At 44.8% G+C, this 23,060-nt stretch carries 16 protein-coding genes, 1 tRNA gene and 1 other annotated feature; of the genes, 4 read left to right on the forward strand and 13 right to left on the reverse strand.

What is annotated here, in order from left to right; genetic code table 11:
• Positions 1-2: 2 nt before the first annotated feature.
• The 3 genes from AC1MBV_RS04855 to AC1MBV_RS04865 form a co-directional block, all read right to left on the reverse strand.
• Positions 3-587 (reverse strand): competence protein ComK, encoded by a 585-nt coding sequence (locus tag AC1MBV_RS04855; RefSeq protein ID WP_255747592.1) that lies wholly within the window; start codon positions 585-587, stop codon positions 3-5.
• A 484-nt stretch (positions 588-1,071) separates the two neighbouring features.
• A complete protein-coding gene (locus AC1MBV_RS04860; protein WP_255747593.1) occupies positions 1,072-2,136 on the reverse strand; it encodes a PTS sugar transporter subunit IIC in 1,065 nt (354 codons plus the stop codon).
• A gap of 259 nt (positions 2,137-2,395) precedes the next feature.
• A complete protein-coding gene (locus AC1MBV_RS04865) occupies positions 2,396-4,723 on the reverse strand; it encodes a YfhO family protein (protein ID WP_255747700.1) in 2,328 nt (775 codons plus the stop codon).
• 284 nt (positions 4,724-5,007) lie between these two features.
• Here AC1MBV_RS04865 and AC1MBV_RS04870 point away from each other — a divergent pair, with 284 nt between their 5' ends.
• Together AC1MBV_RS04870 and AC1MBV_RS04875 are read left to right on the forward strand one after the other, a co-directional pair.
• The gene (locus AC1MBV_RS04870) at positions 5,008-5,691 is read left to right on the forward strand and encodes a DNA alkylation repair protein (protein ID WP_370645970.1); all 684 of its coding nucleotides are present in this window, start codon (positions 5,008-5,010) and stop codon (positions 5,689-5,691) included.
• A 6-nt stretch (positions 5,692-5,697) separates the two neighbouring features.
• A complete protein-coding gene (locus AC1MBV_RS04875; protein WP_304654801.1) occupies positions 5,698-6,603 on the forward strand; it encodes an aldo/keto reductase in 906 nt (301 codons plus the stop codon).
• Between the two features lie 114 nt (positions 6,604-6,717).
• Here AC1MBV_RS04875 and AC1MBV_RS04880 read toward each other — a convergent pair whose 3' ends face one another.
• The 5 genes from AC1MBV_RS04880 to AC1MBV_RS04900 form a co-directional block, all read right to left on the reverse strand.
• On the reverse strand, positions 6,718-7,557 hold the full coding sequence (locus AC1MBV_RS04880) for an SAM hydrolase/SAM-dependent halogenase family protein (RefSeq protein ID WP_480947671.1): 840 nt from the start codon (positions 7,555-7,557) through the stop codon (positions 6,718-6,720).
• Positions 7,558-7,627: 70 nt separating this feature from the next.
• Positions 7,628-7,898: a binding site (T-box leader), on the reverse strand.
• A 51-nt stretch (positions 7,899-7,949) separates the two neighbouring features.
• Complete coding sequence (locus AC1MBV_RS04885) at positions 7,950-8,636, reverse strand: YczE/YyaS/YitT family protein (RefSeq protein WP_255747598.1); 687 nt, start codon at positions 8,634-8,636, stop codon at positions 7,950-7,952.
• Between the two features lie 329 nt (positions 8,637-8,965).
• Positions 8,966-10,372, reverse strand: coding sequence for a dipeptidase PepV (pepV, locus tag AC1MBV_RS04890; RefSeq protein ID WP_480947672.1), 1,407 nt, complete (start codon positions 10,370-10,372; stop codon positions 8,966-8,968).
• A 765-nt stretch (positions 10,373-11,137) separates the two neighbouring features.
• Complete coding sequence (locus AC1MBV_RS04895; protein WP_480947673.1) at positions 11,138-12,514, reverse strand: sugar phosphate nucleotidyltransferase; 1,377 nt, start codon at positions 12,512-12,514, stop codon at positions 11,138-11,140.
• A 173-nt stretch (positions 12,515-12,687) separates the two neighbouring features.
• Positions 12,688-15,249, reverse strand: coding sequence for an excinuclease ABC subunit UvrA (locus AC1MBV_RS04900; protein ID WP_480947674.1), 2,562 nt, complete (start codon positions 15,247-15,249; stop codon positions 12,688-12,690).
• 155 nt (positions 15,250-15,404) lie between these two features.
• On the opposite strand from AC1MBV_RS04900, the gene AC1MBV_RS04905 reads away from it, so the two are divergent.
• Positions 15,405-15,476 (forward strand) — tRNA-Gln (locus AC1MBV_RS04905).
• 376 nt (positions 15,477-15,852) lie between these two features.
• On the opposite strand, the gene AC1MBV_RS04910 is transcribed toward AC1MBV_RS04905, so the two are convergent.
• Together AC1MBV_RS04910 and AC1MBV_RS04915 are read right to left on the reverse strand one after the other, a co-directional pair.
• Positions 15,853-16,521: a Type 1 glutamine amidotransferase-like domain-containing protein gene (locus AC1MBV_RS04910; protein ID WP_480947675.1), complete on the reverse strand. Its 669-nt coding sequence runs from the start codon at positions 16,519-16,521 to the stop codon at positions 15,853-15,855.
• An 85-nt stretch (positions 16,522-16,606) separates the two neighbouring features.
• Positions 16,607-17,251 carry a TetR/AcrR family transcriptional regulator gene (locus AC1MBV_RS04915; protein WP_255747607.1) on the reverse strand — a complete coding sequence of 215 codons (645 nt, stop codon included), beginning with the start codon at positions 17,249-17,251 and terminating at the stop codon, positions 16,607-16,609.
• A 140-nt stretch (positions 17,252-17,391) separates the two neighbouring features.
• Here AC1MBV_RS04915 and AC1MBV_RS04920 point away from each other — a divergent pair, with 140 nt between their 5' ends.
• Positions 17,392-19,374: an ABC transporter ATP-binding protein/permease gene (locus AC1MBV_RS04920; protein ID WP_480947676.1), complete on the forward strand. Its 1,983-nt coding sequence runs from the start codon at positions 17,392-17,394 to the stop codon at positions 19,372-19,374.
• Positions 19,375-19,525: 151 nt separating this feature from the next.
• Here the strand turns inward: AC1MBV_RS04920 and AC1MBV_RS04925 are convergent, their stop codons facing one another.
• The 3 genes from AC1MBV_RS04925 to AC1MBV_RS04935 all read right to left on the reverse strand — a co-directional run bounded on the left by AC1MBV_RS04925 (position 19,526) and on the right by AC1MBV_RS04935 (position 23,050).
• On the reverse strand, positions 19,526-20,854 hold the full coding sequence (locus AC1MBV_RS04925) for an IS3 family transposase (RefSeq protein ID WP_480947677.1): 1,329 nt from the start codon (positions 20,852-20,854) through the stop codon (positions 19,526-19,528).
• 170 nt (positions 20,855-21,024) lie between these two features.
• Entirely contained in the window at positions 21,025-21,792 is a 768-nt protein-coding gene (gene aroD / locus AC1MBV_RS04930; RefSeq protein WP_480947678.1) for a type I 3-dehydroquinate dehydratase, read from the reverse strand.
• Positions 21,793-21,829: 37 nt separating this feature from the next.
• Positions 21,830-23,050, reverse strand: coding sequence for an MFS transporter (locus AC1MBV_RS04935; RefSeq protein ID WP_480947679.1), 1,221 nt, complete (start codon positions 23,048-23,050; stop codon positions 21,830-21,832).
• Between the last annotated feature and the right edge of the window lie 10 nt (positions 23,051-23,060).

Genomic DNA, 23,060 nt, shown 5'->3' on the forward strand with positions numbered 1-23,060 from the left:
GATTAGTCTTGGATAAATTCATCCTCAGACGGATTGGAATTTATATAGTAAGTACCGTTTTCCTTAATTCCGATTTTTTTCAGAGCTCTTTTCTTGTCTGCCTCATCAACCATGTTGTATGCCGAAATCCGTTCTCGCAACTGATGTCTGTACTGCATCGCACGCATGACGCGCCCGCTGAATGGTCCTGGGCTCATTGGCAATTCAACGATCTGTCCATTGGTCAAAGAAACAGCAACCTTACTCTTTTTATCCACTTCGCTCCATTGACGAACATGGATAAACGCAAGCCATGCACAACGATCCGAGCGTTCGGTCATTGAGGAAATGAAGACAATGCCCAATTCCCCGCATACACAAATGGGCGGCATACTTTTATAACCCATATCTACGGCTATTTTTTTTCGGCCTTTATAGGTTGACCCATAATAGCCGCATGACCGCTCGACAATAGCTTTCGGCAGTTCCATCACATAGTGTTCACAGGCTTCCTCAATAACCAACGTACCCATACTTCCATCGGAGAAACAATAAGGTAGCAATGCCATTGTTTCCGGACGGATGATGTAATGATTCAAAAGTTCCATTCACGCGCCTCTTTTCTTTGTTTGTTTTCCTTACATTGATTAATACTGCTCACAGACAAAAACGACTTTGCACGAATTTGGAATGAACCGCTCGCGTGGAAGAAATTCGGCGGTTCTCAATATGGAGAAAAACACTAGAGAATATTGCGTCTCTATGTTTGTACTTTTATTATAAAGTATATGTCATTTAGCACAATACTTTATTCACACTATTTTCTGACATATTAATCTATTTTCACAATTTGTTCATAAATAGGCGCGAATATGTCCACTTTTGAACGTTTTCTCAGCATTAAGGGCTATGTGAGGGGCGACCATCCGTACACTAACAACCTGTTCGGACGAGAATACTGATCAAACTTCTCATTGGCATGAACACTCATCCAATAAGACTATTTTCCTATTCATCTATCCATTGCCAACATAAAAGGCTCCAATGTCCGAGGACACGGGAGCCTTTGTTTTTATTCTCAATAAATTTTTATTATGCCTTTTCTCTATAATCTTCTTTTGAGTACAAGTGCAGCTTGGTGCGGCACAGCCATTCGAAGAACCAGCCGCATGCGAATGGAATGATAATAAAGACCAGAATAATAACCAGAAGATTGACCGCAGTTGCTCCGCCCGGCATGAAACGGATGGCATTGATTGGTCCGACGAGTCCGGAGAATCCGAATCCGGCGCTGATCGGCGTGCCTTTAATTTGGAACACAACTGCCAAAACACCAAGAACGGCTGCATTTAAAATGACCGGTAATAGAATAATTGGTTTGCGAACAATTGCTGCAATCATAATTTTCGGGGTTCCAAGCAGTGCCGAAAGTGAGAGCCCGATTGGATTGACGCGCAGGCCGCCTATGAACATGCCGATTGCTGCGGCAACAACACCGAGATTACCTGCACCGGATGCAATACCGCTCATGCTGATGGCAGTCGCAATCGCAACGGTTGAGATCGGCGAAACGATAATTATTGAAAAACTGACAGCGACGAGAATTCCCATCAGAATCGGTGCAAGTACAAAATAACTGTCGACCAGCTGACCGACTGCCATGGTAATTTTACGAACATAGGGCAGAATCCAAAATCCGATACCTCCGGAAACCACACAAACAATCATCGGCAAGAAAAGCGGCGCAAAAGCCTTTAACTTGTCACCGACAATCAGGACAACGCCAACGGCAATGCTTGCGGTCAGCAGCGTATTGATCAAATCGCCCATACCGGTCACAAGGACACCGTTCGGCGTAAAATTCAATGCACCGGAACCAATATAAGTCGCTGATGCCACGGAAACCATCTGAATCGGATTGAATTTGAATCGAAACGCGATCGCTGTTCCAATCAGCAGTGGAACCGCAAACATGATGATTGTGACTATTTGTAAAATAAAACCGAAGATCGGCGCGTGTGGTGCGAGCGCTTTACATAGTTCACTTAGCAACGCGGACGGAACTAAGCCGGCGACAATCCCAATAGCGAGACCGGTCAGCAGATTATTCGTGTAGGACTTAACCGTCAGCCCTTCATTCTTCATCTCATTTGTCAACTTGAGTAACCTCCATCCTTCTGTTCGAGCATTCTTTATTTATATTGCCCATTCCCACAGTAATGAACCTGTGCATGCTATTCTACCAAGTAATCTCACATTTGTCGATACAACGCGTTGTATCATTAAAGTTTTATTGATGGCTAATCACGTTGATTGACATGAGAGCTGCAGCAAAAGGTCACATACTCAATAATTAGGTATTTAAGGTGCAAAAAAATGCCGAAATCACGAGTAACTCATGTTTCGGCATTCTGTCTTATTCATTTATATTTCGTGAAGGATGTACACGTCTGCGGTAAAATAAGCGTTCTGATGACAGATAGACTGCAAACACAGCTGCCGAGAACAGAGCAATCACCGCACCGGATGCAAGCCCCGGTGTCCGATAATTGAATCGGATGTGGTTCTCACCATCGTTGACCGGAACAATCATCATTCCGTCTGCATCAATGATCGGTACAGAGATACCATTGACCTTGGCAGACCAGCCTTTGTCATAGGGAACGCTGAAAAAAGCAAATTTGTCCGTATTTGCCTTAATCTCTGCTGAAAAACCTCGGTGATCGCGACGGAACGAAGTCGACGATTCCTTCGCACGTGTCTGAAGATCCTGCCGATACTCTGCTTTTGTAGTCGTAAACATCTCGGACTCAGGCAGAGGCACAAGATAATTTTTCACCTTGGATACGTCACTGTCCTTAATAACCACTGCCCGGAGCATGACCTGCGGCTTATAATCATCCGTAATATGTTGAAACTGACTTTGCGTAATATAGTAGTCATAGGTAAAACCGATCGGTAAAACATCCTTGTTTTCATAGACATAGACCATCCCGGTACCGTTATAAAATTTCGTGTAGAGCGGGTAGCCTTCCATTTTTACCGTATTCACGAAAAAACGCTCAGAAAGTAATGGTTTGAGTGCATACGCATCCGTTGGAATGATCGTCTTCACCCCTCTGGGCGATCCGATTGACTTGTAAAATTCGAAAATAGATCCGTTCACCATACTGGTAAATGAATTAACCGTCGGCAAACCGGCAACCATTGCCAAATTCCATCCGTCATCACTGATACCGATGCGGTAGTCCTCCGTTTTCGGCAATCGCTGTTTCAATTCCCTACCTGTTTTGACCACAGTATCTTGAATGGCCTTTCCATCCTGATAATCATAAATACTGTGCGTCGCAAAAATATTGAAAAGTCCTAAACCGGAGCAAAAAATCACGGTCAAGGTCAGAGCGGATGCATGCCAGTGTTTGGCGCTGCGAAACCGCCAAACGAGATAATAGGTAGCCGCCAGTCCTGCCGCCGCTGCAGCCAAGTAAAAAAGGAATTGGTCATAGTGATAGACGGCGCTCCGCTGCGTCTCGCTCCAGGGATAGAAAAGAAGAAAAGCAGCCAGAGCCGCCAATGCGGATGCGCAAATCAGTAAACTTTTTTTCAATGGTATGGTCTCTCTCTGCTCGAGAGCCACCGCTGACATCAGGGCCATGACGAGCACAGGCATATAAAACCAGCGCGCGTAATACGACGCATTCAGAACATAGAACACGCTGTTTAGGAGCGGCACCCCCGCCATGATCAGGCAGCCGATCATCAGCCGCCGCATCCAATTTCTGCGACCGAGCATCAAAGCAAGCATCAGAACCGGACCGAACAAGGGCAAATAAGCGCTGCTCGATGAGAAATCCGACGGAAAGATTGCCGACTGATGCGGCATCAGATCCGCAGGCATGAGAAACGCTTTAATAAGCTCAAGATAACGGCTGCCCGTATAAACAAGTGCGTTTGGTCCGTACAAGAATGATTCCAGACGCGGATTCTGAAGGGTAAACAGGATGGCTGGAACAAATAATAGGCTCGCCATCCCGATTCCAAGCACGCCTTCCCAGACAATTCTCGGCAGGCGACGCAGATACAACTTCCAATCCTCCGACAAATAACGCAGCACATAGTAGAGAATCAAAAAGAACACTTCGCCAATGAAGAAAAAGAAGTTCAAGGCAGCGTTCAAGGCGACAGCCGCAGCGAACCAGCCCTTTTTCCGATCCAGCATCAGCCGGTCAAATCCGGCAAGGAGCAGCGGGAAAAAGGCGACCACATCATGGAAATGATTAAACATCAGATTGACCGCTGAAAATCCGGAAAAGGCGTATAGCAGCGCGCCAATCATAGCATATCTGCTGTCCGACACATAGCGGCGCATATAACCGTACGCCGTCATCCCGGCCACGCAATACTTTAATAAAAACATCGGACCGATGACATACGGAAAAAGTGAAGCCGGAAACAGCAAGCTCAGCCAGAAAAAAGGACTTCCCAACGTGTAAAAGCTGTAGGAAGCGATAAAATTGCTGCCGAGATCTGTTGACCAGTTCCAAAACCAGTCTCCGCTCTTGATCGCATGGTTGCTCAACATATTAAATGGAATCTGTTGATAGTTAAAGTCTCCGACTAATGTGAATAAGCCTTTATTGGCAATAATCGATGGGAGAAACATAATTCCGGAAGTGACGAGACAAAGTAGAAAGACCTTCATATAATCAGATTGAACAATTTTTTTCATAAACGCAGAACGCATCACGACACAGTAACTCCTTGTCTTTCATTCTCGCAAATTCGATTCATAACTTTTATTTTACAACAGTGGAATGAGTTATAAAGTTAAAATAGTTGGAAGATTCATTGAAAACGTGTTAAGTTTAACATCATATCATTCGTAAGTATCGTAAAATTGTGGGATGATTAGATGATCAATTCATGGGAGAGAGCAGGAATTTATTTTCGAATGATGCACTCATTTCGTTATACAAAGACTAAATCACCGATTTACATTAAGAGAGGTCATCGTACATGAACTTCGATATCCGACCGCTCATTACAGCGTTAGAAATCCATCAAAACAAAGAAAACGCCCAGCCAATGAAACACTACATGCGCGATCAATTCCCGTTCTTCGGCATTAAAGCTCCCGATCGGCGCGCCATCGTCCGCGATTTTATTAGAAATTATGGATTACCTGAATCGGACCAGCTTCCCCTTACAATCAAACAATTATGGAATCTTCCCATGCGGGAATGCCAGACAGCTGCGCTTGATTTGCTCGGATATGCTAAAAAGCAGCTGAAGGCTGATCATATGCCGCTATTGGAATGGCTGATCGTCACGAAATCATGGTGGGATACGGTCGACTATATTGCGCCTCAATGCTGCGGAACACTTTTTAAACACGATCCGTATTTGATTGAACTTTATGCGGACAAATGGATTGTTAGCCAAAATATATGGCTTCGGCGGGCGGCACTATTACATCAGTTGAAGTACAAGCAGATGACTAATGAAGCGCGCTTATTTCGATACATCCTGCTGAACGCGGACTCCGATCAATTTTTCATTCAAAAGGCAATCGGCTGGGTCCTTCGGGAATATTCAAAAACCGATCCGCATGCCGTGCAGCTTTTCATTCAGCAACATGAACTTAAACCTTTGAGCACTCGAGAAGGATTGAAATGGCTGAATCGCCATTATCTTAAAAGTAAAGGAGAATAATCATTCATGGAATGGAACGATGATGAACTGAACAGCGCAATGCGAGAAATGAATAGACGGTCAATTAAGCTGCCTGACGGGGCTGAAATTCCGGTGATCGGCCAAGGTACTTGGCATATGGGGGAAGATCCGTTTAATCGCGCCTCGGAACAGGAAGCGCTCCGCCTCGGCGTTCGTTTGGGCTTAAATCTTATTGATACAGCGGAGATGTATGGCGAAGGGCGATCCGAATCGCTCATTGGTGAATCAATCACTGACATTCGTGACGATCTCTTTCTTGTAAGTAAGGCCTATCCCAATCATGCGACACGGAAAAAGCTTGCAGCAGCATGCGATCAAAGCTTGAAACGGCTCGGCACCGATCATCTTGATCTTTATTTGCTGCATTGGCGCGGGGCGACACCTCTCGAAGAAACAGTCCGAGGAATGGAAGAATTGAAACGTGCCGGTAAAATTTTACGCTGGGGCGTCTCTAACTTCGATACGAAGGATATGCAGGATCTATGGTCCGTTCCGGAAGGGAATAATTGTGCTGTAAATCAAATTCTCTATCATCTCGGCTCGCGCGGAATTGAGTATGAACTCCTCCCTTGGATGCGTGAGCACCATGTTACGGTCATGGCTTATTGCCCTTTGGCTGAAGGTGGGTCCCTTAAATCTCAACTGCTTAAAGACCCTGCCGTCGTTAAAGCTGCTACCAATCACCAGGCAACGCCGCTCCAAATTCTACTTGCCTGGGCAATCCGTAATGCTGAAACCGATGGAATTGTTGCTATTCCTAAAGCCGGTCGTCCGGAACATGTACTGCTGAATGCGCAGGCTGCAGCAATCCGACTGTCCAAAGAAGAACAGCATTCACTTGAGCTCGCGTTTCCGCATCCGTCCCGCAAACTGCCGCTGGATATCGTTTAAGGTACACCATAAAAATCAACGAACTGAGCCTCAAAAATTGGATTTCATCATCAATTTTTGGGGCTCAGTTCACAACTTAACGGAATTTTTATTTTTATCGAATTTTATGCTTGTTTACGCCTTTTCGATGGATATATGCCAATTTGTTCCTGTACCGATGCTGTACGCCTTCGCAAATGATCCTTGGTTAATGGCAATACCGATATTTTCAAGCGAATTGATGTAGAGTAATGGTTCGCCGATTGCCACCTCAGCAAAGGAACGCGCAAACACCATTGTATTTTTATAAACCGTACGCGTATCGTTCTTGATTTTGATCACCAATCGATCGCCGCGTGCCACGTCTAATTCATGAAAAAGATTGTGATCGATATTTGTCCAAAGATTGCCGAATCGAACGTCAAGAACATCAATCGTTCCAACTACCTGGCTGCCTTCACGATACGAGGGAATAATCGGCAATTCAACAAGTGAATCAACCGGAACGGGCACTCCAAACTGTTCATAATCAATAATCCCGGAAGCCAGCTTTGCACCATTGAATGCATAGATATCCCTTCCAAAGAACGTAAATGATTCGCCCGCTGAAGGTAATTTATTTGCTTTTTCATCGAAGGTACGCACACTCTCGATACCCTCGATTCGTTTAATATGCGTGAGCGTACCATTGTCCGGAGTGATGATGAATTGGTTGCGTCGTGTTCGAGCGATCACACTGCGGCGTGCGGCGCCGACTCCGGGATCAACAACGGATACAAACACCGTTCCCTCTGGCCAGTAATCAATGGTTTGACGCAATCGGTAGGAGGCTTCCCAAATATTATACTGTGGGATGTCATGTGTCAGATCATATATTTTTAATGTCGGATCGACTGAATTCGCTACACCGTACATTGCACACACTGCGCCGTCCACAAGTCCGAAATCCGTTTGAAACACAAGAGCTTTACCCATTCCAATCACCTTTCCTTTTCCTTATTCTTAACTTTTTTCTCAACCAAAAACCCCCATCCTTAATCGATTGACTAAGGACGGGGGTTATTCCGCGGTACCACCTTGTTTTTACCGGACACTCACGTGACCGATCTCAGCGAGTACATCTGCACGAATGGTGCGTATACTCCGGTTTTTGCAACAAGAACCTTAACTCGTCATGACTTAACTTCGGAAAAAGCCGTCGTTCGTTCATGCAGCTCAGAGGCCATGTTCGAGATTTGTTTTTACTCCTTTTCACCAAACGGAGCTCTCTGTGGAAAAACGGTACACTCTCTACTTCTTCTCTTCATCGCTTTTTTTATTTTTGTACATTTATTATTAGCCGTCTTAAAACGATTGTCAAGCAATTGTTATGCTTTTGAGTGCTTTACCCTATGAAACACTTGCGGCAAATGAACATGCATGTGCTGCATTGCTTCACGATTCAAGTGCAGATGAATGCAGCGATCAAAAAACAGGATAAAATAACCCATGCACAGGAAACTGACCGCCGTTCCAAAATTAATGCCAAGTAATTGATGGCGGAACAGCCCGATAGACAACCCTAATGCGAGAGGAATGCCAAGTGAAATACGCTGTGCAAGCACTACATTACCCTTCAAATAGTTCTCACGCAAGATTTTAAGCAAATCATCAAAGGGGTGAAGCACCAGGTTGACTTTAAAATAGATGGACAGCGCTGCTGCAATACAAAGAACACCGAAGACACAAACACTAATGCGAAGCACCCAGCCGTTCAGCGTCACCGATTGCATAACAAAGAGCCATGCATCAATTAAATAACCGAAGGACAGCATATAGAGAAAATTAAACACATCCTTGATTCCATTCCAATGCCGTCTGAGAAGATCATCTGCGATCAGAACGATAATGCCCATAATGATCAGGACATTTCCCACCGTCAAGCCTGTAGCATTCGAAATATTGATGCTCGCCGCCGTCCATGGTGCCGAACCGAACGCTGCCTTCACCGTCAGTGCATTCCCGAACGCATTCAAGAATACGGAAAGAAACAGCCAAAACACACCTTTTGCCATTGCTTTTCATTCCTCCATCAAGCTGTCATGTCATTGTCACCGCCGAGGGTCAGGTCATCTCTTCCTTTTCACCGTCTGTCAAACTTCCATCCTAGTTATACAACCAAATGCATGAACACGCATTATTTTTGCTTATCACGGTTCGGAAGCTTGAAAAATAAACTTTAATTTCTTACTCACACATTCTATCAAGTTCTGTCTAAAAATGTAACCACTAATTTACCTGGAAGTGCAATAAATAAATAACGAGGAAAAAAGCATTCACTTTTCCTCGTTATAACTATTGCTATTCTATGCAATTAGGTTTTGATAATCGCTTAGGCATCCATTTATTTTTCAAGATTTCCCAGTTCAGCCATTGCGTCCGCATAAATTTCCGACGCAAGCAGCAGATCGTCCACCTTGACATGTTCATCCACTTGGTGACCGGTGTACGGATAGTTCGGCATGCAGGCACCGAACGCAACTCCGGCATCAAGATATTGAGCATAGGTGCCGCCTCCGGATGTCAGTAATTCAACATCCTTAAGACCCATATGTTTTTCATAAACGTTCTTCAAAATTTGTACTGCCGGATGCTTCGGATCCATGTACAGCGGTTTGCTTGTTCCAAGTTCTCCGATAGAAAGGCCAAGCTTCTCAATTGAAGCGGTGAGCGTCTTGGTTAATTCATCTAATGACGCTTTGATTGGGCAGCGAATATCGAGCGAAACGGTACCGCCTTCTTCTCCAAAACGGATGACACCGGCGTTCACGGTCAGTTCACCGGAAATGTCGTCATGATACTTAATTCCAAGACGTTCGCCGCCGAAGTCGTTATTCAGCGTATCAGCAAGCAAATCAACAAATGCCTTTTCTGTTGGAATAAGCGGCAGATCTTTTAATGCGGCAGCGAGCAGAAATGCCGCATTAACACCCCCAGCCGGCTCCGATCCGTGTGCCGATTGACCTTTTACTGTCAACTTTATTCCCTGTTCTGTTTTTTCCTCAGTGAACGGTACCTTTTTTGCTTTGAGTTCATCTTGAACATGTCCGGACCATTTTTCTGCTTCCGTACCTTTCAATATAGCGTAAGCCTGGTCTGGAACCATATTGATGCGTTCGCCAGAGTAGAAGGAAGCGATATGCACCGGAGCGTCACCGGCAGCCTGCGGGAGTTTGATCCAGGCGCGAATCTGACCTTTTTCAGCAAAAATCAATGGGAATTCTGCATCAGGAGCAAATCCGAACAGTGACATAGGTTCGAGTTCATTGTACTTTACCATACATTCGCAGCCGCTCTCTTCGTCTGTTCCGATCACAAGGCGGATTCGATTTTTAACGGGTACGCCGGATTCCTTCAATGCTTTGAGCGCGTAATAAGCGGCCATCGTCGGGCCTTTGTCATCAATTGCTCCCCGTGCATAAAGAGTACCGTTTTCAACGTATGCGGTAAACGGATCATGCGCCCATTTGCCGGTCGCAGGCACGACATCCACATGACCGAGCACTGCAATGTAATCCTCAGCATCTTCCGGACCGTACTCAATGTAGCCGGCGTAGCCCTGGAGCATTTTTGTGCGGAATCCGTCTCTGTCACCCATTTCCAGTATTTTTTTCAATGCAGCAAGCGGACCCGGTCCGAATGGTGCGCCCTCCTTTGCCTGAGTTGCATCCTTCGTGCTCGGAATCGAAATGAGCGCGGAGAGATCTTTCAAAAATGCATCTTTATTTGCCTTAACATTCAATTGACTCATTTTTTTACCGTCCTTTTTATCCAATAGTTACGATGTTTGCAAGCATTCAAGCTATGGCCAACGATCACAAACATTCATCTATTAAGCATTCTAGCACAAAGCAGTAAGCAAGGAAAAATCCGGAAAAAGTAAATGCTGCTTAACTCAGCAACTATTGAGTAAATCTCTGTTGCATGGTAATTACGCACTGCGCAGTATGCAGTGAAGTTAATGAGAAAAGTGGTGAAATACAAAAGTTAAAGCTAATCCGTGAAAAGTGAAAGCTAATGATGGAAAACTTAAAGCCAACCTACCGAAAGTGAAAGCTAACCTCAAAAGTTAAAGCTAATTTGAGAAAAGTGAAAGCCAACAATGGAAAACTTAAAGCCAATCCTCCAAAAGTTAAAGCGAAATTATGAAATTCACAAAATGTATGAGACAATCGCGTTACTCTGCTTCATTCGGTCTAACTTTCACCAGGTTCGGTCTAACTTTTATCGGGTTCGGCCTAACCTCTACTTTTCGGTCTAATTCTCACTAGATTCGGTCTAGCTTTCCCTGGATTCGGTCTAACTTCTTCTCTTCAATTCAGCTTTCTTAATATTATTAGTGTTTTTTCAATTGATACGATGTTGCGCCTCTTCCGTCTACTGCGAACTAAAAAGATAACAAATCGTTTCCCAGTAATTCTTAATTAATGAACCATAGATTATGATCGGGACACTGTGTAAAATTTCAGCCAAAAAAAGCGGATAGGTTCGCCTATCCGCTCAGCTTGCATCTTTTTTATCCGCGAACCTGTGAACAGTTCGCTTCGATTTCTTCCCACTTCATGTACTTGCGATCAATGTCTTCTTCAATCAGCTGACTGCCGATCTGTACCTCGATCAATTCGAGTGCATCATCAGCTTTAATTGCATGAAGCGTTTCGGCTGTAACGATGACAACGTCGCCAGGCTTGATCGAACGGATCACGCCGTTTTCCGCATAGCGGCCATTGCCCTTGACAATTGTCCATACTTCCTTGCGCATATGATGGCAATGATAGCTGAGATTGGCACCGGATTTAATCACGATCTTTTTTGTTAGTACTTCTTCATTATTAACCGAGTACCGTGAATAATCGAGAACACGATAGGAACCCCATTGGCGTTCTTCATACATCGGGCGCTGATCAAAGCCCTTCATTACTTCTTTTATGCGCGGACTCTGTTCTTTATCCGAAACAAGAATACCGTCCGGGCTGACTGCAACAATCGCATTTGAAACGCCGATTACCGTCACCGGCAGATCAAGTTCGTTAATCAGATTCGTGTTTGCCGAATCATCGCTGATAATTCCTTTGCCGATCTGTTTTGTTGCCATTTCTTCAGTCAGGGTGTTCCAAGTACCAAGGTCTTTCCAGAACCCTTCATAAGGCAGCGCAACAATGTTTTTTGCCTTTTCAACAACTGCGTAGTCAAAGCTGATTTTCGGCAGCTTAGCAAATTGTTGTGAAAGCTCCTCATAGTTAAGCGGCAGGCCCAGCGATTCCAAAATGGAAATGACATAGTTCAGACGGAATGCAAACACACCGCAGTTCCAAAGAGCGGAATCTTTAATCAGCGTTTCCGCCAGTTCCGTAGTTGGTTTTTCAGTGAAATGATCCACTTTAATAAATGATTTATTTTCGCCTTTAACAGGAACAATATAACCATATTTTTCCGAAGGGTAGGTTGGTTTGACACCCATAAGTGCCAAATCTGCCTTCGTTTCATCGAGTAAATTCTCTAAGTCAAGGATTCGTTTAAAAAAAGCGGTGTCGACATAAGGATCGACCGGCAGTACAGCAACCGCATCGTCAAGAGAAGCGTCCGTCATGGTATATAAATAGGAAGCTGCAAGTGCGATTGCCGGAAAGGTATCACGACGTTCCGGTTCAACGATTAAAGGCACATCCTTACCAAGCTGGTTTTCAAGCATCTCCACTTGGCCCTTTCCCGTCGCAATCACTGTTGATTTTCCAAGTCCCACTTCGTTCAATTGGCCAAATACCCGCTGAACCATTGAAGACAGCTTCTTATCTTGGTCTTCAAGCACTCTCAGAAATTGTTTGGATCGTGCATCATTAGACAGTGGCCATAATCGTTTTCCTGACCCGCCTGATAGCAAAACTAATCGCATGTTAACTCTCTCCTCATGATCTTTTATTACATAGACTGAGTCGCGATCAAATTCTATGTAATTAGCTCTTTATATTTTTATCTGAACCTTGTTTTGCAATAAAAAAATAACGTTGACTGATTCTATTATGCCACTAAAAGGAAATAACGATCAATACTCATCGGCCAAATCACCTATTTGGATACCATGCGCATTCGATTGGCAAGATAATTTCCGGTAAGACTTTCCGAAATCTTCGCAACCTGCTCAGGAGTACCTTCGGCAACAACTTTCCCTCCGGACGGGCCGCCGCCGGGTCCTAGATCGACGACATAATCACAATTTGCGATCAAATCAGGGTCGTGGTCGATGAGAATAACCGTAGAATCCTCAGCCATTAAGCGATCCAATACCCCGAGCAGCATTTCAATATTTTGCGGATGCAGCCCTGTTGACGGTTCATCAAGTATATAAAGCGTTCCCTGATGATGCTTCTGCAGTTCACCGGCAAGTTTCATTCGCTGCGCTTCACCGCCGGAAAGTCCCGGTGTCGGTTCACCGAGCCGTAAATAGCCGAGTCCGACGCTCTGAAGAAGACGGAGTGGTTCGACCAATCCAGGAACATCAGCGAAAAACCCAGCTGCTTCATCAATGTTCATCTCCAATACATCGGCAATCGACTTGCCGCGAACGTTAATCGTCAAAGTCTCCGGCTCGTAGCGTGTGCCGCCGCAATGCGGACAGCGGACGCGCTGCTCCGGCAAATATTGCATGTCAAGCGCCATCTCTCCTCTTCCTTCACAGACCGCACAACGTCCGCCTTTCACATTAAAGGAAAAATAGCCGGCATCCCATTTCCTGCCTGCCTCTGCTGAAGCCTGGGCATACAGGTTACGAATTAAATCAAAAATGCCGGTATACGTCGCCGGGGTAGAACGTGCATTGCGTCCGATCGGTGCCGCATCAACAACGAGAATACGCCGGATTTCGGCTGCACCGGTCAATTGGCTGACACATGTCGGCAGACTCGTTTTATTGAGATGCGTACGGATTGCCGGAACGAGTGCTCCTTGAATCAACGCCGTCTTTCCCGCTCCGGAAACACCGGTCACCGCTGTCATTCGATTAAGCGGAAAACGTGCTGTTACGTCATGAAGATTGTGTAGATCATGAACGCTTATCTCAACAAAGGAATGATTTTGTTTAATAGAGCGTTGTTTCCGGCCATGTACCATCCGCCGCCTTGATAAATAATTGCCGGTCACTGAATTCGGCATATGTGCCACCTGATTCGGTGTCCCTTCAGCGACAACCTGCCCGCCTCGTTCGCCCGCTTGCGGTCCCATCTCGATCATGTAGTCGGCTCCGCGAATGATTTCCAAGTTGTGGTCAACGACAACCAAGCTGTTGCCATTCGTAACCATTCGCCGCATAATCCGCTGCAAACCGGCTACATTAGCCGGATGCAGACCGACAGATGGTTCATCAAGTACATAAAGGATGCCTGTTGAATGACTTTTGGCCATATTAAGCAATTCAAGCCGCTGACGTTCACCTGTTGAAAGTGTTCCACCGGACCGATCCAGCGTTAAATAACCGATTCCAAGCTCCAGCATCGGATCAATTTCCCGACGCATACCCTCAGCAAGTTTCTCTGCGACAGGCCGAAGCGGCGATTCCAAATGGTTCGGTAATTCATCTGTAAAATGCTTCAGCTCATTGATGGTCAATGTTGCGGCTTCTGCAATAGACAAACCACCTAACCGCGTAAGCAGCGCTTCCGGTCGCAGGCGTGTTCCATGGCAGTGCTCGCATGGACGCACGCTTAGAAATTTTTTCATGCGTGCATACCGTGTCTGATTGCGGTCGCCGGCGAGCGATTGCCGCACCGCTTCAACAGCATTGTCATAGGTAAACGTGATTGGATACTCCTCGCCTGTTTCACGGTTGTGAAACGTGAGCGGTCGCTTTGTCTGTTTGCCGCGCAGGACAATCTCCTGTTCTTTCTTGCTCAATTTCTGCCATGGCACATCAATGCGCACGCCAAGCTGTGCGACGAGCCGCACTGTGTAGCCTCGGCCCGCGGCTCGCCATGAGGCAACTGCGCCTTGACGAATCGTTTTATTAGGATCTGCGATTACAAGTGCGGGGTCCACCTCCGCACGTTCGCCGAGTCCGCCGCATTCAGGACACGCACCAAGCGCAGCATTGAATGAAAACGTTTCGGCACTTGGCAGAGGAAACGACATGCCACATTCCGGGCACACACATTCTTCATTTAAAATAGCCGTCAGAGACGGATTAACCCTATGTCCATTCGGACATTGATGTGTCCCCAATCGAGAAAACATAAGCCTCAGAAGGTTATAAATCTCCGTCACGGTTCCGACCGTACTGCGACGACCAAGCATTGGAGGACGCTGGCGCAAGGCAAGCGCTGGCGGAAGAAATTCAATTTTCTCCGCATCTGCGCGCTCCATCTGATGAAGTTTACGCCGTGTGAACGCCGACAGTCCTTCAAGATAACAGCGGCTGCCTTCAGCATAGAGAACCCCCATTGCAAGCGACGACTTTCCCGATCCCGAGACACCGGCGATTGCAACCTGTTTTCGCAACGGTATCTGAACGGTCACATCCTTCAAATTATGTGTGTGGGCACGAACTATATTAATCGTTTGCGGCAAATTTTCGTTGCGTCGATACATGATACACGTAATGGGCAGCGGATCACGTCTCCGCGACACGCATTCACTCATCCTTCCTCCCATCAAAAAATGATTCTGCTTTCATTATAGCTTTTTTGATCCTTGTCCACTCATATAACCTGATTTTGGGAGTAATTCAACTTTTTTCAGAAAAAGCCTTGCATTATTAATCTGTACTGGGTATAATATTTCTTGTTCTGATTCATTACCCCATGGCCAAACGGTAAGGCAGCGGTTTCTGGGGCCGCGATGTTCTGGTTCGAATCCAGATGGGGTAATCATAGTAAGTAAAGCCGTGGATTCTAGATGTATCAAGGATTCACGGCTTTTTTCTGCGTCTGTGTCACTTTTCTCTCACCGGGCAGTCAACCTCTATTTTTGGAGGACAGTTGCGAGGCGATCGGTCATTGATTTTTCTTCCCGGTCTCTTCTTTTTGTGGTCATTTTTTGTCTGAATGACGCATCTCCACGTTCGAAGAACCAAGGGTCACTTGGCTTGATACAACTGCTAAACTAAAGTAACAGTTTACGTTAGATAAAAACGGACACTTTTTTTAGGGGTTTGCATGAAATGGGTGCCGCCCCGAACCAGAAGCGACACCCATTTCAAAACTTTTATAATTTACTTTTAATATGTTTAGCGGCAGAGTAATATCAGGGCGAAAATCGTTTCCAATGTCCCTCGGAGATCACTTCTACCGCTCCATCGATCACTTTGATTGCAGTTTGATCGTCAATCGCATATGCCGGCCCTTGCATCCCTTCGGCCCATCTCGTTGCGGCAGCCATAGTGTTTCCCGGCAGCATCTCGTTATCCAGATGCGGAAACATTGCAAAATTGACCAGTCTCAGCGCTTCATCACCACCGTTGGGCGGAGTCCAGCCAACGAAGTCTTCCCCGATGTTGGGTGCCATCACCATGCTCCCAGCACTCATTCCCACATAGACTGCGTGCAGGGATGGCAAGAGATCTGCGAACCCGGACTGCCGCATCCAGTGTCCCAGGTAGAGAGCGTCGCCACCAGCCACCAGCAGGACATCCGTCTCTTGAACCAGTGGCACCCAGCGGTCTTCATCGATGCTTGGCAGCGCTGTGAGTTCCAGAACACCGACAGACTTCCAACCCAGGTCGACCATGGGATTCTCGGAATTCCCACTGATGAACTGCCAGGTTTTGACACCGGGGCCGACCCAAGGGTGTCCGTACATCGCAGTGGGGATGCACAGGGCATTGGAGTCGGCGATCGGCTTGCCCAGTAAGTCAACCAGCGCGTCATGTATGCTTTTGTTAGTGATGCCTGCAGATGTGAGCAATAATTTCATAAATTCTCTCCCTCGTATCGTAATTTAGTTTCATCCCATTAGAAAAGTGAAGAACTATAGATTATTAATTTTGGTTATCTGCTACCTAATTACTTAGATTTTTTTCAGAATTCTTTTTAACTTCAATGCAACTATCGTTAATGCCCAGCAGCCCTCGGTAAAACATCTTGTCCAATTCATGATCAATTTTTTGCAACGATTGCGGAGTCATGTTAAATTTTTCCATATACTGCCGATTACGAAAATACTGAAAGAACATGTCGATGTAGATAAAAACTGCGGTATCGCTCAAATCATCGTCAATATATCCTTCCGCTCGCCCGCGTGCAACAAATTTTCTCCAAAAAACACTCCTACTGTCAAATAACAGATTAATTTCACTATTATCTTGATACATTTTGAAGAAAAGATCAATCATCTTCTTATTCACATGACTGAGTGCCTGTTTCGAAAACTGTTGCATGCCCTGCAGACACTCAGGGAATGTTAACGTCGAATCATTTAAAAACCCCAAGATTGAATCATAAAACTCAGTAAATATTCGCGTAACGACTGCCTTTGATAACTCGTCTTTACTTGGAAAATAGTTGTAAAGCGTCGCCGATGAGATGCCAATGGTTTGCGCTAATTCACGCATTTTGATTGTGTCCGGATCCACTTTTAAATACAGTTCAGCAGCGGTCCTTAGAATGTGTTCGCGCATCATGTTCTTCCGTTCGCTTCGTTTCATTTACTGTTCACTTCCATGCTCATCTTTTGTCTAATAATTGTAAAAGTAATCTTGTATTTTGTCAAAAAAACTAAAACAACGTTGACATTTTGTTTTAGTTTTCGTATATTTAAGCTTGATATTAGTAAAGGAGGAGACACATGGCCTATCTCGAATTACATGACATTCACAAATCATACTTTTTAGGAAAAGAAGAATTTCCCGTTCTGAAGGGTATTAATCTGCAACTGGAACGCGGTGAATTTGTCTCGATCTTAGGGGAATCAGGCGGCGGCAAATCAACCCTGATGAACATCATTGGTGGATTAGATCGTAAATTCACCGGTCAGGTAACCGTAGATGGACATCAGCTGGATCATACCAAGGAGAAACAGCTGGATGACTATCGCCGCAGCACTATTGGTTACATTTACCAATCATACAACTTAATCAGTCATCTCAACATCGTTGAAAATGTATTGGTATCTTTAGATATGACTACGCTCACCGGCAGCCAGCGAAAAGAACGGGCCATCGCCTTACTGAAAAAGGTCGGTCTGGGCGAGCATTTAAAGAAACGCCCAAGTCAACTCTCCGGCGGTCAAAAGCAGCGTGTAGCGATCGCACGGGCCTTAGCCAGCGATCCTGAAATCATCATTGCTGATGAACCAACAGGCGCTTTGGACTCCGGAAACACAGCAGAAGTACTCAAGCTTCTGGAGCAAATTGCGGAAGAAGGCAAATTGGTCATTGCCGTCACCCATTCTCAAGAGGTCGCCAACTATGGAACTCGAATTGTCCATCTGACAGACGGGAAGATCGACGGTGACACAAGACTAAGACCAGCCTATCAGCTACCAACAGACGCTCAGAACGAGTTTCGACCAAAAGCGCTTTCTTCCGGAGCAAGTTATCGGAATGCATTCAAACACCTCACTTTTAATTTCTGGCGCAATTCGCTTATCATGCTGGGAACGGCCATCGGACTATTCGCCGTACTGCTCTTCAGTGGTCTGGGCAACGGAGTTAACGCCTTCATGCAGGACCAAATTAATTCAATGGTTAACCCCAATTCAATTACTGTGTTTAAGAACCCAACCGGCAAAAAAGCGACTACTGCCGAGCTGCAACAGTCCATGCAGCAGTTTGCCAATGACCCATCGAGGCTGCTGCTTACCAACGATCAGGTTGACCGCCTGCGCGACTTAAAGCACGTCAACAAGGTGGAACCTGGCTATCAGCTAAGCACCTACACCTTGTCCTATAACAAGAAGAATTCAAACGGCAGTGGAATCCAAACTTGGACCAAGGGGTTTGCTACAGATACAATTAAAACGGGACATGCACCCGGAGATAATGAAATTGTGATCAATAAGAACCAGGCGATCGCACTCACCAGTGCCAAAACCTATAAAAAGCTTCAAGGAAAAACAATCAAGCTTACGATGCAGTGGATCAATAAAAAGAACCAGCCTGTTCAGATTATCGGTAACCTTAAGGTCGTTGGATTTTCAAACAATGCCCAGACTCTACCGGCGGCAACCAACTATGACACGATGCGCCAATTGATTGAGAAAAATAATGGTGTTACGGATGCGAATTTTGTCTCCGTTAATGTCACCGATTCAACGTATGTTAAACAGGTCGCAAAAAAGATTCAAGAATTAAAGGATAACGGTAAATATGCCTATGGGGCCGTTACGGTCGGCGACATTTTGGACACGATTAATCAGTACGTCCAGATTGCATCGATTGTCCTCGCATCGATTGCCGGCATTTCGCTCGTCGTTTCCGCACTCATGATCATCGTAACGATGTATATGTCTGTATCTGAGCGAACAAAAGAAATCGGCATTCTGCGTGCGCTGGGACAGCGCAAGAAGGACATTCGAAGGCTGTTTACCGCAGAATCAATCCTGATCGGCTTGTTCTCGGCAGCTCTCGCACTAATCTTTGCTTACGGATTTAGCGCGTTGCTTAATCACCTGCTCTACAGTATCGTTAAATTCAACATGGTTCAGATTACAGCAGCCAACATCATCACAATCGTAATTATTGCTCTTGTGATCTCATTTATTGCCGCACTTTTACCGGCAAGACGCGCTTCACGACTGAATCCAATTGACGCGCTGTCTGCTGATTGATTGTTCATAAATAATATTCGATTCATTTAATAGGTATGATTTTGAACTGAGTATGCCGCTAACTCCTTCGAATTCTTCCTTGATGAAGGAATCATAGAAAAGAGAGATCGCTGTAAACTGGTACTTTATCAAGGACACAATAAAAAAGAGATTAAGCAGCTAGAAGATGGTTCCTATATTGAATAGGGGTCATCTTTTTTAAATTCCACTGATAGCGATAATTATTATAGTAAACCATATAATGACTTATTTTCGCCTTTAGTTCTTTGAGCGTCTTACATGATTGGTAATCGACTTCATCTTTTAAATGACCAAAAAAAGACTCTTGGGGGGCATTATCCCAACAATTTCCTCGTCGGGACATGGACTGGCCGAGGCCATGATTTTTTACTAATTCTTGATATTTAGGGCTGGTATAATGGCTGCCTTGATCCGAGTGGATAAAGGCCTCTGGATGTAGCGTAACTTTCTTATTATTGATTAATTTATGCATGGTCTGGGTTACGATGTCCAAGGTGATCCGATCAGAAACATGATATGCTAGGAGCTCATTCGTGGAGGCATCTTTTATAGCCGATAAATAAGCCATACAATTCCCGCTATACGGCAGATAATTAATATCGGTTAATAATACTTTTCCCGGCACTCCTTGCTTAAACACTCTGTTCAATTTGTTCGGAACAACCCAATGCTCCTTGGTCGCTTTAGCCATCTTTTTATAAGGGTTGGGCTTTCTATGAGGGCAAACGATTCCGTACTTTCCCATAATTCTCTGTATCTTTTTACGACTAAAGATCAGGTTAAAGTCATTCTCCACGATCATTTTTATGGAACGTGATCCCTTCTTGTATCCACGATGATTAAATGCCTTTACTATGATTTTCTTCGCTTCTAAGTCTAATTGTTCTCTTGTTTCTCGACGAGTAGAGGCCCTTAGATAACTATAGTATCCAGATCGGGAGACCTCCAAGAGGTCACAAAAATACTTGGTCATTCGCTTAAAATGATTTTGTTCCACAGTTTCATAAATGAGTTGAAATATTCTATTTGGATTTAAACCTTTGCTTGCATTGAGCAGCCTCCTTTCTGTCACTTCTAATTTTTTTAATAGCTCCACCTGCCCTTCGAGCAGCTTAATTCTTGCTTGCTGCCTTTCAATGATTTCGGACGGTGCCAGTTCTCGTTTTAGGGGTCTTCCAGAAGCTGTTTTCCGTGAATCTGTAAGTCCGATTAACCCATGATTATCGTAGGATTTCTTCCACCAATAAGCGGATTGTTCAATTCTCTTCGTTCCGATAACCTCTGCGTCGAAACCGTTCTCCATAAAAATTTGTCTCGGAAGTTTGCCAGTCAGATACTCATCGATGAATTTATTTTTAAAGGAATCGGTATAGGTAATTGCTCGTTCGCTAACACGTTGTACATTTGGATTATTTCTAAGCTTGTTTATCTCTTTGGTTGAAAATGTTCGTTTACTCATGATGGCCTCTTTCCTCAAAGCTTGAAATTCAAGTATATAAAAAAATACCTGTAGATAAAACACTCTTTTTCAAGTGTCCTAACTACAGGTACCATTTTACTGCGCGATCTCTCTTTTAATTTGTCTCAAAGTCAAAGACGGACTTTTGAAACACCTCATTCTTATAGTGATTATATTCCTGCTTGTTCATGGAAGAAGTACAGCAATTTCGCCAATTGATCAGCCCTAATTTGACCGGGAGCAGAAGCTTTTGCTGCCGAGCCAAACGTTAAAGCCGAACCGAAGAGTTCTCCGGTTAACCGACTAATGACACCTTTTCCGGACATTGACATCGTGATGAACGGGCGATCGGCAAATTTAGTTTTCATTTGTTCCGTTGCTTTGAGCAGTGTCAAAACATCGAATGCTGATTGCGGCATGACCGCTATTTTTGAAATATCAGTCCCACGATTCTGCATCTCGCACAACCGTTCAATGATCGTCTTCGTGCTTGGTGTCTGATGGAACTCATGACTTGACATGATCACCTTGACACCATTGTGATGTGCCTCTGTAACAATACGACGCACCACACCCTCTCCAATAAAAAGTTCGACATCCACTAGATCAATCCATCCACTCTGAATCAATTCAAGGTTCAGCGCAGCATAGTCATTTGAACTAATTTCTTTTTCTCCGCCTTCTTTCAGCGTCCGGCACGTAAAAAGAATCGGTTTATCCGGCAACAGATCTCTGAGTTCACAGGCAACTCGTTTAACCGCTGCAACGTCGGCTACCTCATCTAAAAAATCAACGCGCCACTCAATCACATCGGCAGGTAGTTCCTTCAGCAGCAAAATTTCCTTCTGAAGTTCCGCAAGATTTCTTCCGACAATCGGTATCGCTATTTTCGGAATACCAATTCCCAATTCCACATTTTTCACTTTAACTGTCTTCATTTTTTTCACCTTTCTTTATTTACGCCATAGAGCTTTTTTACGATGTTGTTTCAGTAGCCGGTGTTCGTGCAATTAATTTTCGATAGCGATAATTGACAAAGAGTCCAAGTAGAATTCCTAAAGTATTCACACATAATGAGAAAGCGAATACTCCGTGAATGTCTGAATAGCGAATAATGATTCCTGTCACAAAGGGAATTGTTGTCTGCGCGATACCAGTAGCCGTGTCAATTGTACCTGTAACTGTACCTTTGCGGCTCCAGAAGAATTCGCAAAATACAGCAATGCACAGTTGGAAGACTCCTGCCGTGAAAATGCCAATCAAGAAAGCAGCTGTTCCCGCCACAAATGCGGATCGTGAGAACATGAACAGAACAGTCGCTAGAAAAGAACAGATTGGAAAAACAGCAAGAATCGTCACAGGTCGGATAACTTTCATCAGCAACAATGCCAAACAAATTACTGAAACAATCGCGCCAATATTGAAATAGCTGACCAGTTTTAACGAGTCTCCCAAATCCATGCCAACCACTTTCTGCCCATAAGTCGGCAGCCATGTCCCCATAATATATAAAAGACCAGGTGCTGTAAATCCAATGAGAATAAATGCCGCACCCTCAAGCCAGAACTTTGGCTTTCCGGTAAAGCGTATATTCGGTGGTGCTTCTCCGGACACCGCTTTTGACTTTTTACTTGGAAACGGCGCTCTGCTTAACAATAAAAGAACGATGATATAAATTGCACCGGGAATAAAGAATGCCCACCCATAAAAAAGTTGATTATTGTTCAGAAAGATAATGATCCCCGGAAGCAGTGCCGATCCACAAGAAATGATCGCTTTCAGTATGACTGTTGATGAACCAGAATATTTTGGGAAAAATTCCATCAGTGATGGATAAGTCCCCGTATCGAGACATGCGATAGATAGTCCGCCGAACACAGCAACACATAGAGCTACATAGTAATTTGGCGCCAACGGGATGCCGAAAAGAAAAACAGTCATGAACAGACAGCCGATCACAATCATGCACTTACGCCCGATTTTGTCAACAAGAAGTCCATCGATAAATACAGTGCAAAGTCTGCCGAGACCAAATGTAGCAATAAGGAAGCTGATCCCTGCAGAATCCGTATGAAATTTAGCTTGAAGAAAACTCATATTCTGCGCCAGCATGATGTAAGCCATGCCGAAGGCAAAATAAATCGAATAACAGCAGAGTGCTGAAAATAAGTACCTGTTCTTTTGTTTCATCTGCATCCCGTCCCTC

It is taken from the genome of Sporolactobacillus sp. PKPK-6 (assembly GCF_056678885.1).

What these genes read in the sequence shown, in the direction of transcription:
- AC1MBV_RS04855 (WP_255747592.1), bottom strand. Translation starts at nt 587, where the DNA reads ATGGAACTTTTGAATCATTACATCATCCGTCCGGAAACAATGGCATTG.
- AC1MBV_RS04865 (WP_255747700.1), bottom strand. Translation starts at nt 4,723, where the DNA reads ATGCGTTCTGCGTTTATGAAAAAAATTGTTCAATCTGATTATATGAAG.
- AC1MBV_RS04875 (WP_304654801.1), top strand. Translation starts at nt 5,698, where the DNA reads ATGGAATGGAACGATGATGAACTGAACAGCGCAATGCGAGAAATGAAT.
- AC1MBV_RS04880 (WP_480947671.1), bottom strand. Translation starts at nt 7,557, where the DNA reads ATGGGTAAAGCTCTTGTGTTTCAAACGGATTTCGGACTTGTGGACGGC.
- AC1MBV_RS04885 (WP_255747598.1), bottom strand. Translation starts at nt 8,636, where the DNA reads ATGGCAAAAGGTGTGTTTTGGCTGTTTCTTTCCGTATTCTTGAATGCG.
- pepV (WP_480947672.1), bottom strand. Translation starts at nt 10,372, where the DNA reads ATGAGTCAATTGAATGTTAAGGCAAATAAAGATGCATTTTTGAAAGAT.
- AC1MBV_RS04895 (WP_480947673.1), bottom strand. Translation starts at nt 12,514, where the DNA reads ATGCGATTAGTTTTGCTATCAGGCGGGTCAGGAAAACGATTATGGCCA.
- AC1MBV_RS04900 (WP_480947674.1), bottom strand. Translation starts at nt 15,249, where the DNA reads ATGAGTGAATGCGTGTCGCGGAGACGTGATCCGCTGCCCATTACGTGT.
- AC1MBV_RS04910 (WP_480947675.1), bottom strand. Translation starts at nt 16,521, where the DNA reads ATGAAATTATTGCTCACATCTGCAGGCATCACTAACAAAAGCATACAT.
- AC1MBV_RS04915 (WP_255747607.1), bottom strand. Translation starts at nt 17,251, where the DNA reads ATGAAACGAAGCGAACGGAAGAACATGATGCGCGAACACATTCTAAGG.
- AC1MBV_RS04920 (WP_480947676.1), top strand. Translation starts at nt 17,392, where the DNA reads ATGGCCTATCTCGAATTACATGACATTCACAAATCATACTTTTTAGGA.
- AC1MBV_RS04925 (WP_480947677.1), bottom strand. Translation starts at nt 20,854, where the DNA reads ATGAGTAAACGAACATTTTCAACCAAAGAGATAAACAAGCTTAGAAAT.
- aroD (WP_480947678.1), bottom strand. Translation starts at nt 21,792, where the DNA reads ATGAAGACAGTTAAAGTGAAAAATGTGGAATTGGGAATTGGTATTCCG.
- AC1MBV_RS04935 (WP_480947679.1), bottom strand. Translation starts at nt 23,050, where the DNA reads ATGCAGATGAAACAAAAGAACAGGTACTTATTTTCAGCACTCTGCTGT.